Origin of the sequence: Thioalkalivibrio sulfidiphilus HL-EbGr7 (assembly GCF_000021985.1) — a bacterium.
In the GTDB taxonomy this organism is placed as follows: domain Bacteria; phylum Pseudomonadota; class Gammaproteobacteria; order Ectothiorhodospirales; family Ectothiorhodospiraceae; genus Thioalkalivibrio_A; species Thioalkalivibrio_A sulfidiphilus.
In genome coordinates this window covers 12,999-39,196 of the sequence record NC_011901.1, presented here as the reverse complement: position 1 = coordinate 39,196, position 26,198 = coordinate 12,999, and the positions used below count along the sequence as shown (strand labels likewise).

At 67.8% G+C, this 26,198-nt stretch carries 30 protein-coding genes; 14 read left to right on the top strand and 16 right to left on the bottom strand.

Features of this window, described 5'->3' with window-relative positions:
• The first annotated feature begins 39 nt into the window (after positions 1-39).
• From TGR7_RS00190 to TGR7_RS00170, 5 genes are all read left to right on the top strand, one after another.
• The gene (locus tag TGR7_RS00190) at positions 40-1,407 is read left to right on the top strand and encodes a sigma-54-dependent transcriptional regulator (RefSeq protein ID WP_012636631.1); all 1,368 of its coding nucleotides are present in this window, start codon (positions 40-42) and stop codon (positions 1,405-1,407) included.
• A gap of 174 nt (positions 1,408-1,581) precedes the next feature.
• Positions 1,582-2,049 (top strand): thiosulfate oxidation carrier protein SoxY, encoded by a 468-nt coding sequence (soxY, locus tag TGR7_RS00185; RefSeq protein ID WP_012636630.1) that lies wholly within the window; start codon positions 1,582-1,584, stop codon positions 2,047-2,049.
• Positions 2,050-2,100: 51 nt separating this feature from the next.
• The gene (gene soxZ, locus TGR7_RS00180) at positions 2,101-2,409 is read left to right on the top strand and encodes a thiosulfate oxidation carrier complex protein SoxZ (protein WP_012636629.1); all 309 of its coding nucleotides are present in this window, start codon (positions 2,101-2,103) and stop codon (positions 2,407-2,409) included.
• A gap of 190 nt (positions 2,410-2,599) precedes the next feature.
• Complete coding sequence (locus tag TGR7_RS00175) at positions 2,600-3,265, top strand: alpha/beta hydrolase (protein WP_012636628.1); 666 nt, start codon at positions 2,600-2,602, stop codon at positions 3,263-3,265.
• Between the two features lie 235 nt (positions 3,266-3,500).
• Positions 3,501-5,921, top strand: a complete 2,421-nt coding sequence (locus TGR7_RS00170; RefSeq protein WP_012636627.1) for an EAL domain-containing protein — start codon at positions 3,501-3,503, stop codon at positions 5,919-5,921.
• 287 nt (positions 5,922-6,208) lie between these two features.
• On the opposite strand, the gene argH is transcribed toward TGR7_RS00170, so the two are convergent.
• Complete coding sequence (gene argH, locus TGR7_RS00165) at positions 6,209-7,612, bottom strand: argininosuccinate lyase (RefSeq protein ID WP_012636626.1); 1,404 nt, start codon at positions 7,610-7,612, stop codon at positions 6,209-6,211.
• Positions 7,613-7,803: 191 nt separating this feature from the next.
• Here argH and TGR7_RS17855 point away from each other — a divergent pair, with 191 nt between their 5' ends.
• Positions 7,804-8,898: a sensor histidine kinase gene (locus TGR7_RS17855; protein ID WP_012636625.1), complete on the top strand. Its 1,095-nt coding sequence runs from the start codon at positions 7,804-7,806 to the stop codon at positions 8,896-8,898.
• Complete coding sequence (locus TGR7_RS00155) at positions 8,876-9,607, top strand: LytR/AlgR family response regulator transcription factor (protein ID WP_012636624.1); 732 nt, start codon at positions 8,876-8,878, stop codon at positions 9,605-9,607. Before TGR7_RS17855 ends, TGR7_RS00155 begins: the two co-directional genes overlap by 23 nt.
• Before the next feature lie 138 nt (positions 9,608-9,745).
• On the opposite strand, the gene TGR7_RS00150 is transcribed toward TGR7_RS00155, so the two are convergent.
• Positions 9,746-10,255 carry a thioredoxin family protein gene (locus tag TGR7_RS00150; protein ID WP_012636623.1) on the bottom strand — a complete coding sequence of 170 codons (510 nt, stop codon included), beginning with the start codon at positions 10,253-10,255 and terminating at the stop codon, positions 9,746-9,748.
• Between the two features lie 110 nt (positions 10,256-10,365).
• Between TGR7_RS00150 and hemC the strand changes: the two genes are divergently transcribed.
• The 4 genes from hemC to TGR7_RS00130 are packed head-to-tail and all read left to right on the top strand — an operon-like array spanning position 10,366 to position 14,574.
• The gene (gene hemC, locus TGR7_RS00145) at positions 10,366-11,316 is read left to right on the top strand and encodes a hydroxymethylbilane synthase (protein WP_012636622.1); all 951 of its coding nucleotides are present in this window, start codon (positions 10,366-10,368) and stop codon (positions 11,314-11,316) included.
• Complete coding sequence (locus TGR7_RS00140) at positions 11,313-12,131, top strand: uroporphyrinogen-III synthase (protein ID WP_012636621.1); 819 nt, start codon at positions 11,313-11,315, stop codon at positions 12,129-12,131. Before hemC ends, TGR7_RS00140 begins: the two co-directional genes overlap by 4 nt.
• Entirely contained in the window at positions 12,121-13,395 is a 1,275-nt protein-coding gene (locus TGR7_RS00135; RefSeq protein WP_012636620.1) for a uroporphyrinogen-III C-methyltransferase, read from the top strand. The genes TGR7_RS00140 and TGR7_RS00135 overlap by 11 nt, the downstream gene beginning before the upstream one ends.
• Before the next feature lie 6 nt (positions 13,396-13,401).
• A complete protein-coding gene (locus TGR7_RS00130) occupies positions 13,402-14,574 on the top strand; it encodes a heme biosynthesis HemY N-terminal domain-containing protein (RefSeq protein ID WP_012636619.1) in 1,173 nt (390 codons plus the stop codon).
• A gap of 69 nt (positions 14,575-14,643) precedes the next feature.
• On the opposite strand, the gene TGR7_RS00125 is transcribed toward TGR7_RS00130, so the two are convergent.
• Complete coding sequence (locus TGR7_RS00125) at positions 14,644-15,666, bottom strand: CDP-6-deoxy-delta-3,4-glucoseen reductase (RefSeq protein ID WP_012636618.1); 1,023 nt, start codon at positions 15,664-15,666, stop codon at positions 14,644-14,646.
• Positions 15,667-15,755: 89 nt separating this feature from the next.
• Between TGR7_RS00125 and TGR7_RS00120 the strand changes: the two genes are divergently transcribed.
• Complete coding sequence (locus tag TGR7_RS00120) at positions 15,756-16,637, top strand: SDR family oxidoreductase (RefSeq protein WP_041440610.1); 882 nt, start codon at positions 15,756-15,758, stop codon at positions 16,635-16,637.
• 163 nt (positions 16,638-16,800) lie between these two features.
• Here the strand turns inward: TGR7_RS00120 and TGR7_RS00115 are convergent, their stop codons facing one another.
• The 8 genes from TGR7_RS00115 to gloA form a co-directional block, all read right to left on the bottom strand.
• The gene (locus TGR7_RS00115) at positions 16,801-17,214 is read right to left on the bottom strand and encodes a DUF4168 domain-containing protein (RefSeq protein ID WP_012636616.1); all 414 of its coding nucleotides are present in this window, start codon (positions 17,212-17,214) and stop codon (positions 16,801-16,803) included.
• A 183-nt stretch (positions 17,215-17,397) separates the two neighbouring features.
• Positions 17,398-18,759, bottom strand: a complete 1,362-nt coding sequence (locus TGR7_RS00110; protein ID WP_012636615.1) for a sigma-54-dependent transcriptional regulator — start codon at positions 18,757-18,759, stop codon at positions 17,398-17,400.
• Positions 18,752-20,209, bottom strand: a complete 1,458-nt coding sequence (locus tag TGR7_RS00105) for a sensor histidine kinase (RefSeq protein ID WP_012636614.1) — start codon at positions 20,207-20,209, stop codon at positions 18,752-18,754. Before TGR7_RS00105 ends, TGR7_RS00110 begins: the two co-directional genes overlap by 8 nt.
• A gap of 178 nt (positions 20,210-20,387) precedes the next feature.
• Positions 20,388-20,849 carry a YqaA family protein gene (locus TGR7_RS00100; RefSeq protein ID WP_012636613.1) on the bottom strand — a complete coding sequence of 154 codons (462 nt, stop codon included), beginning with the start codon at positions 20,847-20,849 and terminating at the stop codon, positions 20,388-20,390.
• A 13-nt stretch (positions 20,850-20,862) separates the two neighbouring features.
• The gene (locus TGR7_RS00095; RefSeq protein WP_012636612.1) at positions 20,863-21,237 is read right to left on the bottom strand and encodes a CoA-binding protein; all 375 of its coding nucleotides are present in this window, start codon (positions 21,235-21,237) and stop codon (positions 20,863-20,865) included.
• Between the two features lie 13 nt (positions 21,238-21,250).
• Positions 21,251-21,727, bottom strand: a complete 477-nt coding sequence (locus TGR7_RS00090; protein ID WP_012636611.1) for a hypothetical protein — start codon at positions 21,725-21,727, stop codon at positions 21,251-21,253.
• Positions 21,728-21,746: 19 nt separating this feature from the next.
• Positions 21,747-22,694, bottom strand: a complete 948-nt coding sequence (locus TGR7_RS00085) for an alpha/beta fold hydrolase (protein ID WP_012636610.1) — start codon at positions 22,692-22,694, stop codon at positions 21,747-21,749.
• Between the two features lie 73 nt (positions 22,695-22,767).
• Positions 22,768-23,307 (bottom strand): lactoylglutathione lyase, encoded by a 540-nt coding sequence (gene gloA / locus TGR7_RS00080; protein WP_012636609.1) that lies wholly within the window; start codon positions 23,305-23,307, stop codon positions 22,768-22,770.
• A gap of 114 nt (positions 23,308-23,421) precedes the next feature.
• Between gloA and ppnP the strand changes: the two genes are divergently transcribed.
• Positions 23,422-23,703, top strand: a complete 282-nt coding sequence (gene ppnP, locus TGR7_RS00075; protein ID WP_012636608.1) for a pyrimidine/purine nucleoside phosphorylase — start codon at positions 23,422-23,424, stop codon at positions 23,701-23,703.
• A gap of 95 nt (positions 23,704-23,798) precedes the next feature.
• Here ppnP and TGR7_RS17975 read toward each other — a convergent pair whose 3' ends face one another.
• From TGR7_RS17975 to TGR7_RS17965, 3 genes are read right to left on the bottom strand one after another with little or no spacing between them, the layout of a single operon-like run.
• Positions 23,799-24,158: a BCCT family transporter gene (locus TGR7_RS17975; RefSeq protein WP_342606934.1), complete on the bottom strand. Its 360-nt coding sequence runs from the start codon at positions 24,156-24,158 to the stop codon at positions 23,799-23,801.
• A gap of 5 nt (positions 24,159-24,163) precedes the next feature.
• Positions 24,164-24,331 (bottom strand): BCCT family transporter, encoded by a 168-nt coding sequence (locus tag TGR7_RS17970; protein WP_342606933.1) that lies wholly within the window; start codon positions 24,329-24,331, stop codon positions 24,164-24,166.
• Positions 24,282-24,551 carry a BCCT family transporter gene (locus tag TGR7_RS17965; RefSeq protein ID WP_342606932.1) on the bottom strand — a complete coding sequence of 90 codons (270 nt, stop codon included), beginning with the start codon at positions 24,549-24,551 and terminating at the stop codon, positions 24,282-24,284. Before TGR7_RS17965 ends, TGR7_RS17970 begins: the two co-directional genes overlap by 50 nt.
• Positions 24,552-24,835: 284 nt before the next feature.
• Here TGR7_RS17965 and TGR7_RS00060 point away from each other — a divergent pair, with 284 nt between their 5' ends.
• Complete coding sequence (locus TGR7_RS00060) at positions 24,836-25,297, top strand: hypothetical protein (RefSeq protein WP_012636607.1); 462 nt, start codon at positions 24,836-24,838, stop codon at positions 25,295-25,297.
• A 344-nt stretch (positions 25,298-25,641) separates the two neighbouring features.
• On the opposite strand, the gene TGR7_RS00055 is transcribed toward TGR7_RS00060, so the two are convergent.
• Both TGR7_RS00055 and TGR7_RS00050 read right to left on the bottom strand, forming a co-directional pair.
• Positions 25,642-25,845: a tautomerase family protein gene (locus tag TGR7_RS00055; protein WP_012636605.1), complete on the bottom strand. Its 204-nt coding sequence runs from the start codon at positions 25,843-25,845 to the stop codon at positions 25,642-25,644.
• A 34-nt stretch (positions 25,846-25,879) separates the two neighbouring features.
• Positions 25,880-26,197: a DUF1840 domain-containing protein gene (locus TGR7_RS00050; protein WP_012636604.1), complete on the bottom strand. Its 318-nt coding sequence runs from the start codon at positions 26,195-26,197 to the stop codon at positions 25,880-25,882.
• Position 26,198: the final 1 nt, after the last annotated feature.

Below are 26,198 nucleotides of genomic sequence, written 5' to 3'. Positions count from 1 at the left end.
AACGAACCGGCGCGAAAAGCATCAAGTTAAACTGACACCATGAGCGAAGCCGCCAACATCTTCTTCGTCGACGACGACCCCCGGGCCGGCGAGCTGTTCCTGCGCTTCTGCGAGGGCACCCCTCACCAGGTGCACGTGTTCCGCGACCCCCAGCAGGCCCTGACCGCGTTCATCGAGCAGGGCGCCGACCTGATCATCACCGACCTCGCCATGCCCGGGCTGTCCGGCATGGACCTGCTGTCCCGCATCCGCGACGTGGATTCCGACGTGCCGGTGATCATCATCACCGGCTACTCCTCGGTGGACAACGCCATCGAGGCCCTGCGCCTGGGCGCCACGGACTTCATCAAGAAGCCCTACGACACCGACGAACTGCTGCTGCTCATCGAGCGCACCCTGGAGGGCGAGCGCCTCAAGCGCGAGAACCGCCTGCTCAAGCGCCAGCTCAAGGACGAGCGCCTGCGTTACGGCATGGTCGGCCACGGCGACGCCATGGAGTCGGTGTACCGGCTCATCGACAAGGTGGCCGACATCCGTTGCAACGTGATCATCGAGGGCGAGTCCGGCACCGGCAAGGAACTGGTGGCCCGGGCGATCCACACCCAGGGCCCCGACGCGGACAAGCCCTTCGTGGTGATCGACTGCGGCGCCATCAACGACACCCTGCTGGAATCCGAGCTGTTCGGCCACGAGAAGGGCGCCTTCACCGGCGCCGCCCACACCAAGGCGGGCCTGCTCGAGACCGCCACCGGCGGCACGGTATTCCTGGACGAGATCTGCAATATCTCCGATGCCATGCAGGTGAAGCTGCTGCGGGTCGTGCAGGAGCAGCAGGTGATGCGCGTAGGCAGCGTGCGGCCGATCCCCATCGACGTGCGCTTCATCGCCGCCACCAACCGCAACCTGGAGGCCATGATCGAGGCCGGCGAGTTCCGTCACGACCTCTATCACCGTCTCAACGTGGTGCAGATCCACATGCCGCCCCTGCGTGCCCGGCGCGAGGACATCCCGCCCCTGGTGCAGGCCTTCGTGGAGGAATTCGCAAAGCGCTACCACCGCCAGGTGGAGGGCTTCGACCCCCACGCCCTGGAGCGCCTGCAGACCTACGACTGGCCCGGCAACGTGCGCGAGCTGCGCAACCTGGTAGAACGTACCATCGCCCTGGCCGACGGCCCGGTGCTGCACCTGGACCGCCAATGGCCCAGCACCGGCGCCGCCTCCACTGCGGCTGCGCAGGCCCTGGACGCCGACCAGCCCGATCTCGCCACCCTGGAGAGGCGCTACATCCTGAAGACCCTGCAGCGCCTGGACGGCAACCGGGAGCAGACCGCCAGGGCCCTGGGCATCAACAAGTCCACTCTCTGGCGCAAGCTGCAGCAGTACGAACAGGAAGCCGACCCCTCCTGAGGGTTGCGAATTGCAACTTGCAGCCATTGCAATTCGCAATGATGCGGGTGGTATTCGTCACGCCTGCCCTGCCTATCCCATTGATCCCGCAATAATTTCTACGAATGGCACAGGGCTTGCTGTATCCCTGTTGACCGTAAACCGTGTCACACCACTACAAGCAGGAGAGATGACATGAATAGCAAGCGTCGTGTATTTCTGAAGGGCACCCTGGCCGCCAGCGCCGTGGGCGTCGCCGTGGGCGCGGGCATGCTCGCCCCCCGTACCGTCCTGGCCGCATGGCCCGAATCCGCCTTCGGTCCCCGTTCCGTCTCTGACGCCATCAAGAACGCCATGGGCTCCGACTCCATGTCCGCCGGCGACATCAGCATCCAGGCCCCCGACATCGCCGAGAACGGCGCCGTGGTGCCCATCACCGTGGAAACCGGCATGAGCGGCGTCACCGACATCGCCATCCTGGCCGCCACCGCCAACGCCCCCCTGACCTCCAGCTACAAGCTCGGCGAGGGCGCCAAGCCCTTCGTCTCCACCCGTATCAAGATGGGTGAGACCTCCGACATCATCGCTGTGGTCAAGGCCAACGGCCGGCTCTACAACGCCTCCAAGGAAGTCAAGGTCACCATCGGCGGCTGCGGCGGCTAAGCCCCCCACCGACACCTTGATTGCCTAACGACTATTTGAAGGAGACATACCATGTCCAGCATTCGTGTACGTGCTCAGCTCGCCGGCGACACCACCACCGTGCGTGCCCTGATGAGCCACCCCATGGAGACCGGCCAGCGCAAGAACAAGGCCGGTGAGCCTATCCCCGCCCACTACATCAAGGAAGTGGTCGCCGAGGTCAAGGGCAAGAACGTGCTGACCGCCTACTGGGGTCCGGCCATCTCCCGCAACCCCTACCTGTCGTTCCAGTTCACCGGCGCCGCCGCCGGCGACACCCTCAAGATCTCCTGGGTCGACAACAAGGGCGAGGCCGATTCCACCGAAGTCCAGGTGGGCTAAGTCTCAAAGCCCAAAGGCCGGGCTCCGCAAGGGGCCCGGCCTTTTTTGTGCCTGCTGGAACATACCGAACCCCATTCTCTCGCGGAGGCGCAGAGGCGCTGGAAAATCCAACGCGTCAGGACTATTCCCTGCGTCTCCGCGTCCCGGCGAGAGAATCATGTTTCATCGTATCGGGTTATCATCCAAAGCCATGGATTCACCACCCCGCCTCGAAACCCTCCAGATCGACACCGGTCCCGAGCCCCGCACCGCCATCCTCTGGCTGCACGGCCTGGGTGCCGACGGCTACGATTTCGAACCCCTGGTCCCCGTGCTGCGCATCCCGCAGGCCACGCCGGTGCGCTTCGTGTTTCCCCATGCCCCGGTGCGGCCCGTGACCATCAACGGCGGCATGGCCATGCGCGCCTGGTATGACCTGCTGAGCCTCTCGCCGCTACGGGAATCTGGGCCCGACCTGCGTGAATCCATCGCCGCCATCGAGGCCCTGGGTCGACACTTGCGCGCGAGCTGCCCCCGGCTGCTGCTGGGCGGCTTTTCCCAGGGGGGCGCCGTGGCCCTGGCCACGGCCCTGTGCACCGAGCTGCGGCCGGAGGGGGTGTTCGCCCTGTCCACCTACCTGCCGAACCTCACCCATGCCGGCCTCGAGCCCCTGGCCGGTCCGCGCACCTCCGCCATCTACCAGGCCCACGGCCAGGCAGACCCCATCATCCCCCTGACAGCGGCCAGGGCGGCTACTCAATCTCTCGAGGACCTGGGACTTTCGGTGGAATCCCATGAGTACCCCATGGCCCACCAGGTCTGCGAGGCGGAGATCTCCGACCTGCGCGCCTGGTTTCTGGCGCGCCTTGCCGACTGATCCCTCTCTCCGGCCGGCAAAACGCCGGTTTACGGCCCCGAATGCTTGTTATCACTGACGGGCGGTGTTGGCGATTCCTGATCTTCGGGGCATAGTTGGCCTGTAGGACGGCACAAAAACATAAAAAATACGCCTCATCAGGGACGTATCAATAACAAGAGCGTGTTTTCCCCGTGTCTTGCGCGGGGATACCCGGTTCTGGCCGGGCAAACACCCTTCTGGAGGAGACGCCGGGGTGAAGGACAATCAGGTGCAATTGGCCGAAAGACCACACTCGCCGGTCTTCGCGGCCCGTTCCCGCAGCACCATCCTGGTCGGTTTCGGCATCGTGCTGTGCCTCATGGCGATCATGATCGTGCTGGGACTCAGCCGCATGGCCCACGTGCAGGACCGGCTGGAACGCATCGTCCACGAGCACAACGTCAAGACCGAGCTGCTGGGCAACATGCGCAATGCCGCCCGGGAACGCTCCGTGACCCTCCTGCGCCTGGCCATCACCACGGACCCCTTCGATCTGGACGCGGGCATCATGGACTTCCGCCAGGAGGCCTCGCAATTCATGGTCAACCGCGGCCGCCTGACCCAGATGAGCCTGAGCGCGCGGGAAGAGGCCCTGCTGGAGGATTCCCGGGGCCTGACCGTGCGCGCGGTGCAGGCCCAGGAGGCGGTGCTCGAGCACATCCTGAACGGCGAGGCCGAGCACGCCAACCGGGTGCTGCTGGAACAGGCCATCCCCTTGCAGAATGCCGTGCTCGCCAACCTCGACGCCCTGCTGGCGCTGCAGCGGGAAGCGGGCGAAACCATGGTCGAGGAGGCTGCCGCGCGCTACCGCTCCGCCGTGATCCTGATGAGCCTGCTGGGGCTGGCGGCGCTGCTGCTGGGCGCACTGGTGGGCCGAACGGTGGGCCTGCGCACGGCCAGGGTGGAAGCCGATCTCTATCGGGAGAAGGAACGGGCCCAGGTGACCCTGCACGCCATCGGCGACGCGGTGATCACCACCGACACCCAGGGCCTGGTGGATTACCTGAACCCGGTGGCCGAACACCTCACCGGCTGGCGCAATCACCTGGCCCGCGGCCGTTCCCTGGCGGAGGTGTTTCGCACCTTCCACGAGGGCAGCGGCGATCCCGTCCCCCATCCGCTCATCCATGCGGTTCCCGATGCCACCGCCTCCAGCCTGCACCAGGGGGTGGTGCTGGTTTCCCGCGATGGCCGTGAGTTTGCGGTCGAGGAGGTCTCCGCGCCCATCCGCGACCGCGACGGCCACGTGATCGGCGCGGCCCTGGTGTTCCGGGACGTCACCCAGGCCCGCGAGATGGCGCGCAAGCTCTCCTGGGCCGCCACCCATGACAGCCTCACGGGCCTGGTCAACCGCGCCGAGTTCGAGCGCCGCCTGGATCTCTTGGTCACCACCGCCCGCCAGGAAGGGCGCGGCCATGCGGTGCTGTTCATGGACCTGGACCAGTTCAAGCTGGTCAACGACACCTGCGGCCACGCCGCGGGCGACGAACTGCTGCGCCAGCTCACCCGCCGCCTGCAGGGACAACTGCGGGACAACGATACCCTGGCACGATTGGGCGGGGACGAGTTCGGCGTGCTGCTCGAGGGCTGCCCCATGGAGCGTGCCGGGCAGATCGCTGAGACCCTGCGCGCCACGGTCGCCGAGTTCCGCTTCCAGTGGCAGGAGAAGATCTACACCGTGGGGGTGTGCATCGGCGTGGCGCCCATCGATGAGCATATCAAGAGCGTGGCCAGCCTGATGAGCGACGCGGATGCCGCCTGCTACCTGGCCAAGGAACAGGGCCGCAACCGCATCCACATCATCCAGCACGGCGACCAGGCCCTGAGCCGGCGCCAGGGAGAGATGAGCTGGGTGCAGCGCATCAACGAGGCCCTGGAGCGGGATCGCTTCTGCCTCTATCACCAGCACATCGTGCCGGTGTCCGGGAACGAGCCCCCCCACACGGAGGTGCTGGTGCGCATGCTGGATGAGGACGGCGCCATCATCGCGCCCATGGCCTTCATCCCCGCGGCGGAACGCTACGGCCTGATGCCGGCCATCGATCGCTGGGTCATCGCGCGGGTCCTGAACCACCTGCGCATCCCGGGTCCGCGCCCGCACGGGCTCTACGCCATCAATCTCTCGGGTCAGTCCCTGTGCGACAACCAGATGCTGGACTTCATCCTCGACATGCTGGCGCGCACCGGGGTGGAGCCCGGCCGGGTCTGCTTCGAGATCACCGAGACCACCGCCATCGCCAACCTCACCCAGGCCGAGCGTTTCATGTCGGCACTGAGAAACCTGGGCTGCCGGTTCGCCCTGGACGACTTCGGGACCGGCATGTCCTCCTTCGGCTACCTGAAACAGCTCAAGGTGGACTTTCTCAAGATCGACGGCAGCTTCGTGCGCGACATGAACGAGGACCCCATCAACCGGGCCATGGTGGAAAGCATCAACCACATCGGCCACATCATGGGCATCCAGACCATCGCGGAATGCGTGGCCCACGAGGCGGTGATGGATCACCTCAAGGCCATCGGCGTGAACTACGGCCAGGGCTTCGGCCTGCACATGCCCGCGCCCCTGGAACCCGCGGCCCTGCCCGGGCGCGCCGACAATGTCATTCCCCTAAGCACAAAAAAGGCCGGGGCCTGACAAGGCCCCGGCCTTCCTCACTGCACCCTTTAGCCCGCATATCTCACCGGGATCGCGGGAGCAGGCGAAGGATTCGTGTCTGTAGACGCCGCTCTGGAGCGAAACCCATAGCAATAGCTATGGGTTGAGTGAAGAGCAAGCCTACGGGCGCGAAGACGAGCCTGAACCGCGATAGGACTCCGGCGGGAACAGACTGTCATGCTGAGATTGCCGACGATTTCAGAGTATTCCACTCGCGTTTCAGCCTGTTACGCGTCCGCCGGTGTCCGACCGGTGAGATATGCGGGTTAGCCCTTTGCCGGCATCAGCTTCGCCCGGGCGGCGCGGATGCGCGCGCGCACCTGCGCCGGCGCCGTGCCGCCGTGCACGTTGCGGGCGGCCACGGAGCCTTCCAGGGTCAGCACCTCGAACACGTCCTGCTCGATGGTCTTTGAGAACTTGCGCAGCTCATCCAGGCTCATCTCGGCGAGATCTTTTCCGGTCTCCACACCGTGGCGCACGGCGCGGCCGACCACCTCGTGGGCGTCGCGAAACGGCATGCCGCGACGTACCAGGTAGTCGGCCAGGTCCGTGGCGGTGGCAAAGCCTCGGCTCGCGGCGGCGCGCATGACCTCGGCGCGCACCTGGATGTGGGGCACCATGTCGGCGAAGGCGCGCAGGCTGCCGGCCAGGGTGTCCACGGTGTCGAACAGGGGTTCCTTGTCCTCCTGGTTGTCCTTGTTGTAGGCCAGCGGCTGGCCCTTCATCAGGGTGAGCAGGGCGATCAGGTTGCCGTTGGCCCGGCCGGTCTTGCCGCGCACCAGCTCGGGCACGTCCGGGTTCTTCTTCTGGGGCATGATCGAGGAGCCGGTGCAGAAGCGGTCCGGCAGGTCGACGAAGCCGAACTGGGCGCTGGCCCAGAGGATCAGTTCCTCGGAGAAGCGCGACAGGTGGGTCATGATCAGCGCGCCGGCGGCGCAGAACTCGATGGCGAAGTCCCGGTCGCTGACCGCATCCAGGGAGTTGTCGGTGACCGCATCGAAACCCAGCAGTTCGGCGGTGTAGTGGCGGTCAAGCGGGTAGGGGGTGCCGGCCAGGGCGGCGGCGCCCAGGGGCAGCACGTTGACCCGCTTGCGGCAGTCGGCCAGGCGGCCATGGTCGCGCTCCAGCATCTCGTACCAGGCCATCATGTGATGCCCGAAGGTCACCGGCTGGGCGGTCTGCAGGTGTGTGAAGCCGGGCATGATGGTCTGGGCCTCACGCTCGGCGAGATCCACCAGCCCGCCCTGCAGGCGACGGATCTCCTGCATCAGGGCGTCGATGGCCTCGCGCAGGTAGAGACGGATGTCGGTCGCCACCTGGTCGTTGCGCGAACGGCCGGTGTGCAGCTTCTTGCCCACGTCGCCGATGCGCTCGATGAGCCGCGCCTCCACGTTCATGTGCACGTCTTCCAGCTCCACGGACCAGGCGAAGTCGCCGCGCTCGATGTCGGCCAGGATGGCATCCAGCCCGTCGTGGATCTTGTCGCATTCCTCCTCGGTCAGCACACCCACCCGCGCGAGCATGCGCGCATGGGCCTTGGAGCCCTGGATGTCGTGACGGTAGAGGCGCTGGTCAAAACTCACGGAGGCGGTGAAGGCCTCGACGAAGGCATCGGTGGGCTCGGAAAAGCGACCGCCCCAGAGCTTGTCGCCGGAATGCTGGGTACTCATGGATGATCCTCGCTGGTCTGAACCCAACATTATACCTACTCCCCTAGGAGCCTGTCGGACTTAGGTGCCCGTAGCGAGCCGAGTGGGAACAACCTAAGTCCGAGAGGCTCCTAAACTCCCGCGCCGGCAAGAACACCGACACTTCCCAAGCGTCCCCGCGCGCTTCACACTAGCCGGCGGGGAGGATACCGATGACCGAGGAAAAACAGTCGGCCCAGGGGACAGGCAACGGTGCGGACGCGGGTGCGTTCCTGCCCAACTTCTGCTCCAGCCACACCCTGTTCCTGGTGGTGCTCATCGCCCAGCTGCTGGCCTTCATCCTGGCGCTGGCCCGGGGACCCGCGCCGGAGGGCTTCTGGGTGGCGCTCGCGTTCACCTCGCTGTTCGTGCAGTGGGTGGCGCTCGGTACCGTGCTGGTGCTGTGCCTGGCCCGTCGCAGCCTGCTCAGCCTGCCGCCCCTGCAGGCCGCCGGCGCCGCCTGGCTGATCGTGCTGGTGGTGACGGTGATCTTCTCCCTGCTGGCGCTGTGGACCGGCAGCTACCTGGGCCTGAAACCCCACATGCCGGTCACCGATCACCTGGGCTTCCTGGGCCGTACGGTCTCCATCAGCGCCATCGTCAGCGCCGTGGCCCTGCGCTATCTGTACGTGCAGCACCAGTGGAAGCAGAACGTGGAGGCCGAGGCCCGCTCCCGCATCCAGGCCCTGCAGGCGCGCATTCGCCCCCATTTCCTGTTCAACAGCATGAACACCATCGCGAGCCTCACCCGCTCTCGCCCCGATGCCGCGGAGATGGCGGTGGAGGACCTGGCCGACCTGTTCCGCGCCACCCTGACCGACAAGGACACCCTGACCCTGGGCGAGGAACTGGAGCTTGCGCGCCGCTACGTGCGCATCGAGGCCCTGCGCCTGGGCGAGCGCCTGAACGTCCACTGGCAACTGGACGAGGCCCTGCCCATGGACTATCCCATGCCAGGGCTGGTGCTCCAGCCGCTGGTGGAGAACGCCATCTACCACGGCATCGAGCCCCTCACCGAGGGCGGCGAGATCACCATCGGCTTGAGTCTTTCCGACAAGAACCTGAAGATTGAGGTGGTCAACCCGCTGGCACCGCCCCGCAACCGGCGCAAACCGGGCAACCGCATCGCCCAGGACAACATCCGCCAGCGCCTGGACCTGGCCTTCCGCGGCCAGGCACTGATGGAAGTGATCGAAGAGACCGACCGTTACCGGGTCATCCTGGTCCTGCCAAGGAGGAATGTTGATGAAAGTACTGGTCGTCGATGACGAGGCCCCGGCCCGGGAGCGTCTCGTCTCCCTGCTGGAATCCCTCAGCCAATACGAGGTCTGCGGCACCGCCGCCAACGGCGTGCAGGCCGTGCGCCTGGCCCAGGAGACCCAGCCGGACATCGTGCTCATGGACATCCGCATGCCCGGCATGGACGGCCTCGAGGCGGCGCGCCACATCTCCCAGATGGACACGCCGCCTGCCGTCATCTTCGTCACCGCCTACGAGGAACACGCCATCGAGGCCTTCGAGACCCACGCCGTGGGCTACCTGCTCAAGCCCGTACGCGGCGAGCGGCTCAAGGCGGCCCTGGAGGCGGCCGGCCGGCCCAACAAGGCGCAGATGGGTGCGCTGGGCGGTTCCGTGGGTCAATCCAGCCGCAGCCACATCTGCGCCCGGGTGCGCGGCAACCTGGAACTGATCCCGGTGGAGGACATCCACTTTTTCCAGGCGGACCAGAAATACGTCACCGTGCGCCACACGGGCGGCGAGGTGCTCATCGAGGAGCCGCTGAAGTCACTGGAAGAGGAGTTCGCCGACAGCTTCCTGCGCATCCACCGCAACGCCCTGGTGGCTAAGCACAGCTTCGGCGGCATGGAGAAGAACGCACAGGGGTGTTTCGAGGTGGTGCTCAAGGGCACCGGGGAGCGCCTGGAGGTGAGCCGTCGTCACGTGGCAGAAGTACGCAAGTTCCTCAAGTCCCTGTAGGCGACCAGGCGGCGGGGGCCCGGTCGAGATCTGGATATGAACGCAGAGAGCGCAGAGCTTTTGATCAAAATCCCCTTTGCGATCTCTGCGTCTTTGCGCTCTCTGCGTTGATCAAGCGGCCTTGGAAGAACAGCGGGCTCAGCGTGCCGCTACCACCTCGGGCTGGCCGCGCTCGGCCATGGCCTGTTCGGCCTCATCGATGGCCCGGTCCAGGTAGCCGCCGTAGAAATCCACGGTCTTCAGACCCACCACCGGGCGGGACAGCAGTTCGCCCTCGGGGCTCAGCACCACAACCGTGGGGGCCATGCGGGCGCCGTAGCGGGCGGCCAGTTCATGGGTGCGGATCTCCTGGCCGTCGAAATCGATCACCGTTCTGCGATCCATGGACAGCTTGCGGATCAGCACCCGGTCCTCGTAGGCGCCGCTGCGGATCATGGGCTTGAGGAACTCCTCCTCCGCCACCCGGCAGTAGGGGCAGGCATGCAGGGCGAATTCCACCAGGATGGGCAGGCCATGGGCCGCCTCCTCGCGCAGGTCGGTGATCTCGCGCAGCAGTTCGCCCTCGGCGTCCCGGCTGCCCGACTGGGCCCAGGTCACCACGCCCAGCAGGGCGGCGAAGACGATCAGTGCGCGGAACAGGTTCTTCATCAGTCAATCCCGTGGTCAGGCATAAATGGATATAATCGCCTATTTGCCTCATAGGACGCCATGGGGCAGCCTTTAGTTCAATCCGTACCCCAACCTGGACTCCGACCCTCATGCCCCTGGACACCCTTCGCATCGCCACCCGCAAGAGCCCGCTGGCCGTCTGGCAGGCGGAACACGTCGCCGCCCTGGTGAAGGCCCGTCACCCCGGGGTGCGGGTCGAGCTGGTGGGCATGACCACCCAGGGTGACCGCATCCTGGACACCCCGCTCGCGAAGGTGGGCGGCAAGGGCCTGTTCGTGAAGGAGCTGGAGACCGGCCTGCTGGAGGGTCGCGCCGATATCGCCGTGCACTCCATGAAGGACGTGCCCATGGAACTGCCCGAAGGCCTGTGCCTGCCGGTGATCCTGGACCGGGAGGATCCCCGGGACGCGTTCGTGTCCAACACCTTCAAGAGCCTGGACGAGCTGCCCCGGGACGCCCGGGTGGGCACCTCCAGCCTGCGCCGCCAGTGCCAGCTGCGCCACGACCATCCCCATTTCCAGATCCTGGACCTGCGCGGCAACGTCAACACCCGCCTGGCGAAGCTCGACGCCGGCGAGTTCGACGCCATCATCCTGGCCGCCGCGGGCCTCAAGCGCCTGGGTTTCGAGGTGCGCATCGCCTCGGAGATCACCCCGGAGCAGAGCCTGCCCGCCATCGGCCAGGGGGCCATCGGCATCGAGTGCCGGGAGAACGACCCGGAGGTCATGGCCCTGATCGGCAGTCTGGACGACCCGGACACCCACGTGCGCGTGGCCGCCGAGCGGGCCATGAACGCACGCCTCAACGGCGGCTGCCAGGTGCCCATCGCCGGCTACGCGGAACTGACCGATGCCGACACCCTGCGCCTGCGCGGCCTGGTGGGCGAACCGGACGGCAGCCTGATCCTGCGCGCCGAGCTGTCCGGCCCCCGCGCCGAGGCCGAGGCCCTGGGCCGGGCCGTGGCGGATCTCCTGCTCCACGAGGGCGCCGGCCCGATCCTGGCCGAACTGGGCCTGGGCCCGGACGCGGACCGGTCATGAGCCAGCCCCAGCAGCAGGCCGTGATCGGGCCGCTCAAGGGTGCCGGCGTGCTGGTGACCCGCCCGGCCCACCAGGCCGAGGTCTTCTGCCGCATGATCGAGCAGGCCGGAGGCGTGCCCCTGCGCTTCCCGGTGCTGGAGATCCTGGAGCCCCGGGACAGCGGCCGGCTGGACGCCCTGATCGACCGACTGGACGCGTTCGACATCGCCATCTTCATCAGCCCCAACGCCGTGTCCATGGCCGTGAACCGCATCCATGCCCGACGCCCCTGGCCGGAGCATCTGCGCATTGGCGCCGTGGGCCAGAAGTCCGCCCAGGAACTGGCCCGGGCCGGACATCCGGCCCACATCTGTCCGCCCCGGCGTTTCGACAGCGAGGCCCTGCTGGAAGAACCCGAATTGCAGGACGTGGCCGGCAAGCGCATTGTGATCTTTCGCGGCGACGGCGGACGCGAACTGCTGGGGGATACGCTAAAAGAACGGGGAGCGGTGGTGGAATATGCCGAAGCCTACCGGCGCGGCCGCCCCGATGCGGACACGGGCAAACTCATGATCCACTGGTCCCGGGGCGAACTGCACCTGGTGACCAGCACCAGCAGCGAGGGCCTGCGCAACCTGTTCGACATGGTGGGCAAGCTGGGCCGCATGTGGCTGCGCAAGACGCCGCTGCTGGTGGGCGCGCCGCGCATGGTGGAGACGGCACGGGAACTGGGCTTCAACGGCGACCCCTGGGTGGCCGAGGACCCCAGCGATGAATCGATGATGCAGGCAGTGTTGCAATGGGCACAGGCCCGGGAGCCGCAGCATGAGCAATGACAAGGACAAGGGCGCAGGCGCCGAGGACAAGGCCGAGGTCACCGCCACCGGCAGCGAGACCGCCACGACCGAATCCTCCACCGCCAGGCCGGGCACGTCCCCGGCCGCCGAGTCCAGGCCCGGCCGCAAGGGCGGCGCCAGGAAGGGCGAACCCAAGCCCGAGCGCACCGCCTCCGCTGCAGCCAGTGGCAAGGAAGAACCCACTGTGAGCAAGACCACCCCCACGCCGGCGAAATCCGCCGACACTGCGGCCCGCGCCTCGTCCCCCGCCCGCGGCCAGTCCGCCGCCCTGCTGATCGCCACCCTGGCCTTCCTGCTGTCCCTGGGCGTGGGCGCCGCCCTGTTCTACCTCTGGCAACAGGGCGAGGACGTGCGCACGGACCAGGCCCGCCAGCTGGAACGCCTCACCGCCGAGCTGCAGGCCCGGGATGAGCGCCTGGCCCGGCTCGATGCGGGGCTGGGGCGCGAGACCGCCGGCCGCGAGGAACTGTCCACGCGCATCGACACCCGCCTCGGCACGGTGGAGCAGGGCCTGACCCGGCTGCAGGATCGCACCACCCGCCAGGAACGGGGCTGGCAGCTCATGGAGGTCAAGCACCTGCAGCGCATGGCCGCCCATCGCCTGCGCCTGATGGACGACCCGGACGGCGCCCGGCGCGCCCTGGCGGCCGCCGACGAGATCCTGGCCGAGCTGGGCGATCCGCGCCTGCTGCCGGTGCGCGAGGCCATCGCCGCCGAGGTCCAGGCCCTGGAGGACATGGCCCGCCCGGACATCCCCGGCATCGCCCTGCGCCTGGAGCGCCTGGCCTCGGAGCTTCGCCCGATCCCGCTCAAGGGACAGGTGCCCCAGGACGTCGGCCTCGGTGCCGAGGACCGGGGCCTGATCGCCGGCGATGGCGCCGACGCGGAGGCCCCCTGGTGGGTGCAGGCCTACAGCGAGATCCGCGCCGCCCTGGCCGAACACATCTCCATCCGGCGCCATGCGGAGCCCATCCGTGGCCTGCCCGATGCGGAGGTGGAACTGTTTCTGCGCCAGCTCCTGACCCTGCGCCTGGAGGCCGCGCGCATCGCCGTGCTGCGTCGCGACGACGCCGAATTCCAGCGCCACCTGGACGGGGCCACCGCCCTGCTGGACGAGCATTTCGACGCCGCGGCAGGTGCCGGCCTGCGGGAGCGCCTGCAGGCCCTCAAAGGGGTGACCCTGCGCCCCGAGCCGCCGGACATCAGCGGCTCCTTCACCCTGCTGGACGAGCTGGAAGGATAAGCCCCCATGCTGCGCCTGCTGTTCATCCTGCTCATCGCCCTGCTGGCCACGGCCGCGGTGACCCACTTCTTCCTCACCGAGCCGGGCTACGCCCTGCTGGCCTACGGCAACCTGAGCGTGGAGACCTCGCTGGCGGTCTTCCTGGTGGCGCTGGTGCTGCTGTTCTTCGGCCTGTACCTGCTGCTGCGCCTGCTCACCCGTCTCTGGGGCCTGCCCGGCGGGGTGCGTGATCTGCGCCGACGCCATCAGGCCGAGGCCGCCCGGCGCGGTCTCAACCAGGGCCTCATCGAGATGGCCGAGGGCCGCTGGGAACGGGCCGAGAAGCTCCTGGTGCGCTCCGCGCGCCGTTCCCAGACCCCGCTGATCCACTGGCTGAGCGCCGCCCGCGCCGCCCAGATGCTGGGCGCCTACACCCGCCGGGATCACTACCTGGCCGAGGCCAGCCGCTGCGAGTCCGGCTCCGACGTGGCCGTGGAGCTGACCCAGGCGGAGCTGCAGATCGCCCACGGCCAGCATGAACAGGCCCTGGCCACCCTCAACCACCTGAACGAGCTGGTGCCCCGGCACCGCTACCTGCTCAAGCTGCGCGCCCGGCTGCACGAACGACTCAACGACTGTGCCGCCCTGTTCGAGCTGCTGCCGGAACTGCGCCGCGCCAAGGTCCTCCCGGAGACGGACCTGGCGGATATGGAAAACCGCGCCACCCGGGAGCTGCTCGCCAAGGCCGCCGACGCCGACGCCGTGCGCCGCCTCTGGGAGCGGCTGCCCCGGGATGCCCGCCACCGGCCGCGGCTGGTGGAGGCCCACGCCCGCGCCCTGATCCGTCTCAAGGAGATCAACCAGGCCGAGCACCTGCTGCGCAGCGCGCTCAAGTCCGGCTGGGACGAGGGCCTGGTGCATCTCTACGGCACCCTGCCGGTGGAAGACCCTGCCCGGGCCCTGGAGACCGCCGAGGGCTGGTCGAAGCAGCACGGCCGGGACGCCGCCCTGCTGCTGACCCTGGGCCGCCTGGCCCGACGGGCGAAGCTCTGGGGCAAGGCCCGGGCCTACCTGGAGGCCAGCACCGGCCTGCGCCCGCGCCCCGAGACCTACCGGGAACTGGCGGAACTGCTGGAAGAGATGGGCGAGAACGAGCGTGCCCAGGCCTGCTATCGGGATGGCCTGCGCCTGGCCGAATAAAGGCAGTGGCAAGTCTCAAGTGGCAAGTTAAACCGTCGAGGTTTATCCCTTGCCACTAGCCACTTGAGACTAGCCACTGACTTTCTCACCGTACTCGAAGGAATCGAAATACAGCTGCTCCTCCGGCAGGCCGGCAGCCGCGAACGCGGCCCGGGCGGCCTGGATCATGGGCGGCGGGCCGCTCATGTAGACGTCGAAGCCGGCGAGATCCGGATACTGGCGCAACAGGGCCTCGTGCACGTAGCCGGTCTCGCCCGTCCAGGCATCCTCGGCCTGGGGTTCGGAGAGCACCGGGGTGTAGCGGAAATGCTCGTGGGCCTCGGCCCACTGCCGGGGCAGTTCATCCAGGTACAGGTCCCGCTTCGCGCGCACGCCCCAGAACAGGTGCAGGGGGCGTTTCACGCCGATCTCGAAGGCGTGCTCCAGGATGGCCTTGAGCGGGCCGAAACCGGTGCCGCCGCCCATCAGCAGGACAGGGCGCTCCGAGTCCTCCCTCAGGAAGAAGCTGCCCAGGGGGCCCTCGATACGCATCAGGGCCTTTTCCTTCATCTCGCCGAACACCTGGTCGGTGAACACGCCGCCGGGCACGTGGCGCACGTGCAGTTCCAGGAATTCGTCCCGGTGCGGGGCGTTGGCCAGGGAGAAGCTGCGCCGGCGGCCGTCCTTGAGCAGCACGTCGATGTACTGACCCGCCAGGAACTGCAGGCGCTCGGTGGCCGGCAGCTTGAGCTGCATCTCCATGACGTCGTGGTTCAGCCGGTTGAGCTTCACCACCCGGCAGGGCAGGGTCTTGATGACGATGTCCCGGGCGGCGCCGATCTCGCGCACCTCGATCTCCAGGTCGCTCATGGCGATGGCCTGGCAGAACAGGGCCTTGCCCTCGGCCTCGTCCTTCTCGCTGAGCGCCGGCGGGCGCTTCGGGCCGTGATCCACCTCGCCGGAGAGCACCTTGCCCAGGCAGGATCCGCAGGCCCCGTTGCGACAACCGTAGGGCAGGGCGAAGCCCTGGCGCAGGGCCGCCTCGAGGATGGTCTCGTCGTCCTCGGCCTCGAACACGTGACCGCTGGGCCGGATGGTGATCTCAAAGCTCATGGGGGGTTCCTTGATGCGCCCGGCCGGGCGGCCGGGGAGTGTAGAATCAAAGCCCGCTATTCTCGCCCATCTGCGCAAGGGGAAAAACCTTGGAACCAGTAGTGATCATCGGCTGTGGCGACGTGGGCCTGCGCGCCGCCCGGCAACTCATGGCCCGCGGCCGCGAGGTCCTGGCGGTGGTGCGCAGCGCCGAGCGCGCCGAACGCCTGGCGGCCGAGGGCATCCCGGTGCACCGTGCCGACCTGGACATCCCGGAACAGGCCGCCGGCATCCCCCTGGCGGGCCGGCCGGTGATCTACCTGGCCCAGCCCCCGGAGCCGGGCATCAGCGACCCGCGCATGGGCGGCTTTCTTGCCGCCTGCGCGGCGCAGCCCCCGGCGCGCATCGTCTACGTGAGCACCACGGGCGTGTACGGCGACCAGCGGGGCGCCGAGGTCACCGAGGACACACCCACCCGGCCCCAGACCGACCGGGCCCGCCGGCGCATGGACGCCGAGAACCAGCTGCGCGCCTTCATGGCCGCGCACGGCACGCCGGTGGTGATCCTGCGGGTGCCGGGCATCTACGGCCCCGGCCGCCTGCCCCTGGAGCGCATCCGCAACCGTACCCCGGTGATCTGCCCCGAAGAGGCGCCACCCGGCAACCGCATCCATGCCGAGGACCTGGCCAGCCTGTGCATCGCCGCCCTGGAGCGGGGCGAACCGGGCGACGTGTTCAACGTGGGCGACGGTCAGCACGCCTCCATGACCGACTTCATCTACACCGTGGCCGACCTGGCGGGGCTGGAACGCCCCCCCTGCGTGCCGCTCTCCGAGGCGGACAAACACATCTCGCCCGCCATGATGTCCTTCATCCGCGAATCCAGGATCATCAAGGCGGAAAAGGGCCTCCAGGCCCTGGGCGTCCAGTTGCGCTACCCCAACATCGAGTCCGGCATCCGCGACGCCCTGCGCCAGGAGCCTGACCGGTAGGTCGGCCTTCAGGCCGACAGCAGCGGCCTCGATACGCATCGGTCGTCGGGCTTGAAGACCGACCCACGCCTCTGCTGTTTCTTGCCTCTAGCCACTTGCCTCTTGTCTCTGCCCACAAAAAAGCCCCGCCCCTCAAAGGAGGGGCGGGGCTTTTTTGTGCGGCTTACATGCGTTCTTCAGCCATCTGCTGGACCCGCTGCATCATGGCCGGGTCGGACTGCAGGGCCATGGCCACCTGGTTGTACTCCTCCACGTTCAGGCCCTTGTCCTCCACGGCGCTGATCATCTCCTCCTGGGCCTCCTGCTGCATGGCCTGGGCCTCGGCCTCGTTCTCCACCCCCTGCAGGCGCTCGGAGAAATCCTGGCGGATCTCCTGCACGGCCACGAAGGCGTCCACGAAGCGGTCCAGGGTCTGGGGATCGATCTGCGCGCCCTGCTGCTCCATGCCGGCCGGGGGCTGGGCGCCGTAGCTCGGGTCACCCTGCTGGGGCTGGCCCTGGGCATGGGCGGCGGCGGAGAAGCCGAAGGCGGCGGCGAGGGCAATGGCGAGGGGAAGCTTGCGGAATGTCATGGGCATGGATCCTCCGGATCGTTGCTGTGAATGTTCCCCGTATACGTTGCAGACACCATGCCATCCCTTTCCCGAGCCACGGCATCCCGTACAACTTCATGTTTATCAATGCTTTCTCGCCTGGGTCTCTGGCGGGCAGCTTGGCCCGAAAACCGTGTCATCCTGACACATGGGTCAGCCTGGACCGTGTCAGTCTTCCCCCAGACGCCGGTAGAGGGTGCGCCGTCCGATACCCAGCAGCCTGGCCGCCTGGCGCTTGTTGCCACCCACCCGCTCCAGCACGTGGCGGATGTAGCGCTCCTCCACCTGGGCCAGGGTGGGCAGGGACTCGGCATCCCCCCACAGGGCCTCTGCCCCCGCTGAACGCGCGGCATCTTCAAGCACGCGTTCGGGCAGGTCTGCCTCGGTGATCTCCTCGCCCCGGCAGAAGGTGACCGCCCGTTCCAGGATGCTCGCCAGTTCGCGCACGTTGCCCGGGTAGGGGTAGCGGCGCAGGGCGCGCAGGGCCTCGGGGGTGATGCCGCGGATGGCCCGGTCCTGGGCGGCGGCGGCCCGGCGCAGGAAGGCCAGGGACAGGCGCTCCACGTCCTCGCCCCGCGCCCGCAGCGGCGGGACCGCGAGATGGAAGGTCTCCAGGCGATAGAACAGGTCCTCGCGGAAATCGCCGTCCCGGATCAGGGATGCCAGGTCCCGGTGAGTGGCGGCCAGGATGCGCACGTCCGCGGGCTGCTCCCGATTGCTGCCCACCGGGCGCACCCGTCCGTCCTGGAGCAGGCGCAGCAGCTTGGCCTGCATGGTCACGGGCATCTCGCCGATCTCGTCCAGCAGCAGGCTGCCGCCGTGCGCCTCGGCGAACAGGCCCTTGCGGGCGCCGGTGGCACCGCTGAAGGCGCCGGCCACGTGGCCGAACAGCTCCGACTCCAGTAGCTCCATGGGGATGCCGGCGCAGTTGATGGCCACGAAGGGCCCTTCGGCGCGCTCGCTTTCGGCGTGCACCGCCCGGGCCACCAGCTCCTTGCCGGTGCCGGACTCGCCGGTGATCAGCACCGGTCCCGGGGCCCGGGCGATGCGCCGGATGGCCTCGCACAGTTCCAGCATGGGCGGGCTCGATCCGATCAGGCCGTGGAAATCGCCGCCGTTCAGCAGCGCCCGGTAACGGGATACCTCCGCCTGCAGGGCACGGTGGCGCAACACCCGCCCCACCGCCAGCACCAGGTGCTCCAGGTCCACGGGCTTGGTGAGGAAGTCGTCCGCCCCTTCCCGCAGGGCCTGCACCGCCTGGGGGATGGTGCCGAAGGCGGTGATGATGATGAAGCCCGGGGCGGCGGCCATGCGCCGGCAACGGGCCAGCAACTCCAGGCCGCTCGCCCCGGGCAGGCGCAGGTCGCTCAGCACCAGGTCCAAGCTCTCCGCATCCAGCTGCGCCAGGGCGGCCTCTGCATCGGCCACGGCGGTGACCTGGTGACCGGCGTCCGTCAGCTCGTCGCGCAGCAGGCCACGGTGGCCGGTGTCATCCTCCACCACCAGGATGCGTGCCTTCGCCTCAGTCATGGCCGGCCTCCCGGGGCAGGCTGAGGGTGAAGCGGGCACCGCCCAGGGGGCTTCGGTCCACGACCAGCGTGCCGCCGTGGTCACTCACCGCCCCGTGGGCCACGGACAGGCCCAGGCCCGTACCCTCGCCCACCGCCTTGGTGGTGAAAAAGGGCTCGAACAGCCGCGCACGCACCGACGGATCGATGCCCGGTCCGTCGTCTTCCACCACCACCCGGGCCTGCCGGTCATCATGGGACCAGGCGACGCGTACCCGGGAACGGGCCGCCTGAACGGCGTTGCGCAGCAGGTTGCCCAGGGCCTGCTCCAGGCGCGACCGGTCCAGGGGCAGGGGCGGCATCTCGCCACCCTCCTGCACCTCCACCGCCACCCGGCATCCCCCCCGGGTCACACGCCGCGCCTCGGCGCGCACCAGTTCCGGCAGGGATTCCGGGCGCCGGCGCAGGGGATTGCGCCGACCGAAGTCCATCAGCTGGCGCACGATGCCGCCCATGCGTGCCACCTCGGCGCGGATCTCGCCCAGGTCTCTCTTGAGGGGGTCGTCGTCCATCAGCCGGCGCAGACCGCGCTGCGCCTTGCCGTCGATCACCCCCAGGGGCGAGCCCAGCTCGTGGGCCACGCCGGCGGCCAGCTGGCCGATGGCGGCGAGCTTCTCCGATTCCCGCAGCCGCGCCTCCAGGGCCCGCTGTTCGTCCTGCTGCCGAGCCAGGGCCGCCTCGGAACGCTCGGTGCTGTCCAGCATGGCGTTCATGGCCTTGGCGAGACCGCGCAGTTCCTGGGGCCCGGCGGGTGCCACCCGGCAGCGCCGTTCACCGGCGGCCACCCGGGCCATGGCCTTGACCATCTGGTCCACGTGCCGGCCCACGGCGCGCTGGTGGCCCAGCACGACCACCCCCAGGAACAGCAGGGTAAGCGCCGCCAGCAGGGCCAGGGCCTGGCCGCGCAACTGTGCCAGGTCTTCCCGGAAGTCCGCCCCGTGGCGGGTCACCTGGAGCAGGCCGTTGATGCGCCCGCCGGCATCGGTGAGCGGCAGGAAGAAGGAATACACCGGGCCGCCGGGCTGTTCCTGGTAGAGCCCCTGGCTGCCGCCGATGGTCAGGTCCCGGGCCTGCTGGCGAATGGCCATGGAGGGGCTGCGCGGACCGCTGGCGGCCACCAGCTCGCCGGCGGCGTCATAGACATAGGCACCGTAGACCTGGTCGATGCGAAAGGCGGAATCCAGGGACTGCTGCACGCTGCCCCGCCGGTCCCGTTCCAGGGCATGGCTGAGGGGCAGCTGGATGGCCCGGGCCACCAGCTCGATGTCCTGTTGCATGCGCGCCTCCAGGCGCGCCTCCACGGCGCGCAGCCCGGAGGCGCCCACCAGCAGCATCACCCCCAGCAGGGGCAGCAGCACGAAGGCGAGCAGGGCGGTGCGAAGACTGACGGGAGAAACAGAAGGCAGACCCATGAGAAGCGGTCCCCTGGAATGCATGGGTGTGCCATTTTAACACATTGCTGTGCGGGCTTCGGTGGTCAAGCAGCTAACGCAAAGGGCGCAGAGACGCAGAGTCCGCAAAGTGTTTTAGCTTCAAAAGCTTTTCTTTGCGGACTCTGCGTCTCTGCGCCCTTTGCGTTGGAATCACGATTCAGCTTCCCGCCACCGGGATCAGCCACAGCAGCAGGGCGTAGCGGGCCGCCTTGCCGATGGCGATGGCCAGGGCGCAGAGCCAGAAGTTCACCCGCAGCCAGCCGGCGGCGAGGCACAGGGGGTCACCGATGACCGGCAGCCAGGACAGCAGCAGCACCGGCCAGCCGAAGCGGCGCACCCGCTCGAGGGCCTTTTCCTGCTCCGCCCTGACCAGGCGCCGGGCCGGGTAACGGGTGGCGATCCAGCGGCCCAGCCACCAGTTGGTCAGGCCGCCCAGGGTGTTGCCCAGGGTCGCCACCCACAGCAGGTTCCAGGGATCGAAGCCGCTCAGACGCGAGGCGGCCAGCACCCCTTCCGAGGAACCCGGCAGCAGGGTGCTGGAGACGAAGGCGCTGGCGAACAGCACCCACAGGGCGTTGTCCTCGTTCCACCAGTGCTCGGGCCGCCACCAGTCGCCCACCGGGCCGTGCGCCTCAGAACCGCCCGCCGTCGAGCATCAGCAGGGTGCAGTCGTGCACCCAGGCGATGCCGGCCCCGTCCAGGGCGTCTTCCAGCTCGGCGGACTCGGTGCCCGGGTTGAGGATCACCCGCTGCGGCGCCAGGGCCAGGATGGCGTCGATCTCCTGCACGCTTCTGGCCGGTCCCAGGTACAGGGTGAGCGTGTGCACCGGCTCGTCCACCTCGTCGAGCCGCTGGCGCACCGGCCAGCCGCCGATCTCCCCGGGACGCGGACCCACCGGGATGACCCGGTGGCCATGGCGGGTCAGCGTCAGGATGGCCTTGTGGGCGAAGCGTTCCGGCTTGGGGCTCGCGCCCAGCACCAGCACGGTTCGGGACTCGTTGCCCATGGAAACTCCTGGTTCAGAAGGGCCAGTCGGCCCGGTCGGGGCGACGCCAGGCGATGTCCACCGCCTGCCAGTCACCGCCGCGGGTCTCGCGCAGGCTGACATCGAAGCGGTGCAGGTCGGCGCGCAGCAGGCCGATGTCCTGTTCCGGGAAGGGCCGCCCGGCCATCGCCACGTACACGGTCACCGTGGCCAGGCCCGGTTCGGGGAAACCGATCTCGCCCACCCGGGTGAGCAGGTGCACCGACTGGTGACGCAGGAACAGCACCCGCAGGATGTTCACCAGGTCGCCCTTCTCCCGGCCCTGGGCATCCCGGTAGTCGTCGGCGATCAGATTGCGCAAGGCGGAGAGATCCCGGGCCTCGGCGGCCTCCCGGGCCTCACTGACCAGGGCTCGGATACGCTCCTCCGGCGGCGGCAACTCCCGGCCGCAACCGGAGAGGCCCAAGACCAGCAGGAACAACAGGGGCAGAAGCGTGCGTCGGGGATGCATGGCGGGGGATTGTACGGGATCAGGCGGGGCAGTGACGGTTCACGGCGTATTCATTTCGCTTGCCATCCAGCCAGGCGAGGATCTCACCGGCCACGGCCTCCCGGTCCGGGCCGTGCAGCAGCAGGTGCGGCCAGTGGTCGCGAATACGCAGGTCCACCTGGCCCGTGGCGTGATGCCGCGCCAGGTGACAGATGGCCTCCTGGCGGATGGTGCGGTCAGGCTTGCCGTAGAGCACCAGCATGGGCACCCGCACCCGGTCCGCGCGCCGGGAGGCGGTCTCCGCCAGCCACACCAGCCCCGCATAGGTATCGGTCCGGATGCGGCGCAGTACCTTCGGGTCGTCCCGGAAACGGGCCACCGCCTCCGGCGCCAGCACCCCGTCGTAGTCCTGGTTGATGGGCACCGTGAGCCCCGGCGCGAGGCGCTCGGAGAGCCGCAGGGCACCGTCCCAGAAGGGCTTGGCGGGGATGCCCTCGCGCACCCCGGGGGCAGCGAGGATCAGGCCCGCCACCGCCGGCGCCTGCCCATCGCCCATCAGCGCCAGGGCCACGGATCCGCCCATGCTCTCGCCCAACAGGTACACGGTCAGGCCCGGTTGTTCCCGGTGGATCACCGCGACGAGATCGCGCACGTCATCGAGCATGGCCTGCTCGCCGGCCCAGTAACCCCGGTGCGGTGCATCACCGAAACCCCGCTGGTCCATGGCCACGAGGTCTATGCCGCGCGAAGCGAACCAGGGCCCCAGTTGATCGTAGGCGCCGCGGTAGTCCCGGAAGCTGTGCAGGGCGACGATCACCGCCCGGGGCGTCTCGGCCTCGAAGCGGCTCACCGGCAGCCGCGCACCGTCCCGGGTGATCAGCGCGCCGTCCTCGATCACCGGCGTCTTCACCGCCTCACCCGGCGCCACCCGCACCGGCGCGCAGGCGGCGAGCAACAACAGGACCAGGATGAAGGGAATCAATCGCACCGCTCATCTCCAGGCAATCACGGCCCTTTGCAGGGTTCTGTCTTCCAACCTCCCAATTCACCCTTCCCACTTTTCATGTCTGTCCCAGCCTGCCCAGCCGCGCCGGCTCCAGGATCTCGATCCAGTAACCGTCCGGGTCGGTGACGAAGGCCACGTCCTTGAGGGCGCCGTCCTCCGGGCGTTTCACGAACCTCACCTGGTTATCGTCCAGCCACTTCACGGCGGCATCCAGGTCCGGCACGGCGAAGCAGATGTGGCCGAAGCCCTGGGGCTCGGCGTTGCCGTCGTGGTAATGGAAGTCCGGGTCGATCTCGGTGCCGTAGTTGTGGGTCAGCTCCAGTATGCCCCGCTGGGAGAAGGTCCAGCGGGTACGCTCGCCCACGTCCTCGGGCACGGTCTCGCCCTCGTCCAGGGCGGCGAGGAAATACAGGGAGAAATCCAGTTCCGGGAAGTCCAGCTTGCGCAGCAGACGCATACCGAACACCCGGCTGTAGAATGCCAGTGAGCGCTCGGGGTCCTTCACCCGCAACATGCTGTGGTTGAGGCGAAAGCCGCGGGTCTGGGGCGCGGGGGTTTCGGTCATGCCGGGCTGATGTTCAGTCTTAAAGCTCATGGGTGACGTCTCCATTCATACTGTGTCCGTTGTTTGACAGACCCCGAATCCGGCAGCGGGTTTCATGGGCTCATGGCATACTTTCGCACCGCCAAACCCTTTGGAGCCTGATCCATGTTCAAGACCAACCAATATTTCGACGGCAAGGTGATGTCCATTGCCTTCCAGGCCGAGAACCTGCCCGCCACCGTGGGTGTGATGGCCCCGGGCGAGTATGAATTCGGCACCGCCGAACGGGAGACCATGACCGTGGTGAGCGGCGCCCTGACCGTGAAGCTCCCCGGCCAGGATGACTGGATCACCTTTGCCCAGGGCGACAGCTTCCAGGTGCAGGCCAAGGAGAAGTTCCAGCTCAAGGTGGCGGTGGATACCGCCTACCTGTGCCTGTACGGCTGATACACGATCAAACGCCAGCCCTGACCCCGGTCCGAACGGCTTGCCTGCATCGGCGATGGCGGTTCGTGCCGGGGTCGGCGTGTCCACACAGGGCCTCAGCGCACGGCCGTCAAAAAGTGCATGTGCCGTTCGTACTGATCCAGCACATCCGTGAACAGCAGGGCGCTGGCAATGGTCGCCGTCTGTAGCGCACTCAGGCCGCCCGCCACCAGCAGCACCGCCGCGATGACGCCTTCCACTTCCCGGATGCTGCGACCCCTGGAGACGCACGCGATGAACATGCCCACGAAGGGCAACCATGCGAGGACCAGGTTCAGCTCCGAGATTCGCCGGATGCCACCATCCAGACCCACCACCACCGAGAGCGTGGCCACCGCCGTGATGGCCGCGATGAGGATCACCTGAACCGAGATGTTGTTGGGCATGCCGAACAGGTATTCAAGTCCCGAGTTCACCTGCATCACGCCGGCGGGGACAGATAATGCATGATGGGTTCCGCCACGCCGAAGAACATGAGGCCGATGCCCATGCCCGCGGAGAACAGCATGGCAAACCAGGAACCGTAGCTGTAATCCGGTTCACTGTGGTCGGGACCCAGCTTGATGCGCCCGAAATCGGTCAGCGCCATGACCACCACGAACACCAGGAAATAACGCCACGGACAGGATGTAGAACCAGCCCGCGGAATGGGTCACCCATTCGTGGATACTTGTGAACAACCACGCCGCAGACTCGGTGAACACCACCGCATACAAGACGAACGCCAGGGCGAGGATCGCCGAGGCATAGAACACCGGTGGGTTGATGCGTGCGCGGGGCTGCGGATCAGCCTGCTTTGCATCGCTCATGTCACGTGTCCTTAGTCAGGGTTTCGTTGCATTGTTGCGGGGATGGGACCTACGCGGGCATTGCACAAGGCGACTGAAAATCTCGGGGGGCTCGACACCGTGAAGTGTTTTTTCGATCCCTTTTTCTCACTTCAGGCACGCCGGTGACGTTGCAGTCATGGCGCCTGGCCGTGTTTTCCATTGACGAGTTTTTAGCGGTTTTCCTCAACGTGTTATAGACTCCTGTTGACCACGCCCTCAACGGCGTTGAAAAAACATCTTCACTCACACGTCTGGAGTCCTACATGGCCGTCAAAAAGAAAGCCCGCAAGAAGCCCCAGAGGAACGTCGCCCCCGGTACCGTTTTCGGCCGCGCCATTGAACGCGCCGGCAAGGACGTAGCTCGCGCCGAGGCGAAGATCGCCTCTGCCAACAGCAAACACGCCAAGGTGGCCGAGCGTGTCGAGAAGGCCAAGGCCCGCGTCGCCGCCACCAGCGGCAAGGCCAAGGAAGCCGCCCGCAATGCCGTCGCCAAGGCCAATGACGAGATGCGCAAGGCCAAGGAGGCCGTCAAGGGCGCGATCGCCGAACACAAGCAGGCCAGCAACTGGATGTCCCAGCTCATGGCGCGCGCCACGCGCCTGGAAAAGGCCGCCGAGCGCGAACTGGGCAAGATGGAAACCGCTCTGGCGAAGAAGCTGCGCGCCGCTGCGCGTCCCAAGCGTCGCCGCGTGAAGAAGAAGGCCCCGACCCAGAACGCGGGCTGACAGGGAAACGGGGTATGGTCGGGACCCTACCCCATCCTGGAAGCGTCAACACAGGGGGTGAACGACTGCAGTTCGTTCACCCCCTGTGCGTTTTCAGGGCCTGGCCATACGGGTCAGGTCACGCGCCTCCGCGGGGCGGACCGTGCCCGCCATCAGCCGCAGGTTCACGATCAGCCGGCGGCCATGGGCCGCCCTATGCAACCGGGTCGGTCGTACCGTGATGCAAAGGCCGCGGACTTCCAGACAAATCGCCATAGGGCGGGCCGTGCCCGCCGTCAGCCGCCCCCACGGTCAGCCGCAAGCTTCGCGACAGGTCCCTGCTTTGCCCTGGTGCACGGGCCTGGTTAGTCGCCCCGGGCGCGCCGCACGGTGATGCTCTCGCCGCCCACGCCCCAGTTGTCCGTGTCCACCTCTTCGATCACCACCACGGTGGTGTTCGGGTTCTTGCCCAGCACGTCCACCAGCAAGCGGGTCGCACCCTCGATGAGCGCCTGCTTCTGTTCACGAGTAGCGCCCTCGCGGGTGATCTTGATGTTCACGTATGGCATGGCTCTGGCTCCGAAACAGGGGTGGGTCGAAACGCTATTTTGATTCCCACATCACGTAGGCACGGGCGGCGGCCGCGGCCTCCAGCAGTTCCACGAGGGGCAGGGCGCGGTTGCTCAGGGGCACGGGTGTCTCTTCCTCGGACTCGTCTTCCTGTTCACGGCTTGCGGCCCCGGAACGGGGCACACTCGCGGCGAGTCCCGCCTTGAGACGGGCCAGCGCCGCAGGGACCTCCTCGGCGTCGATGGCCCCGGGCACCGTACCGCTATGGCCCATGAGCCGGATCAGTGCCTCGGCGATCTCGCCGAAATAGGTGATGTCGCCATGGGCGGGTGATTTGAAGATGATCAGCATG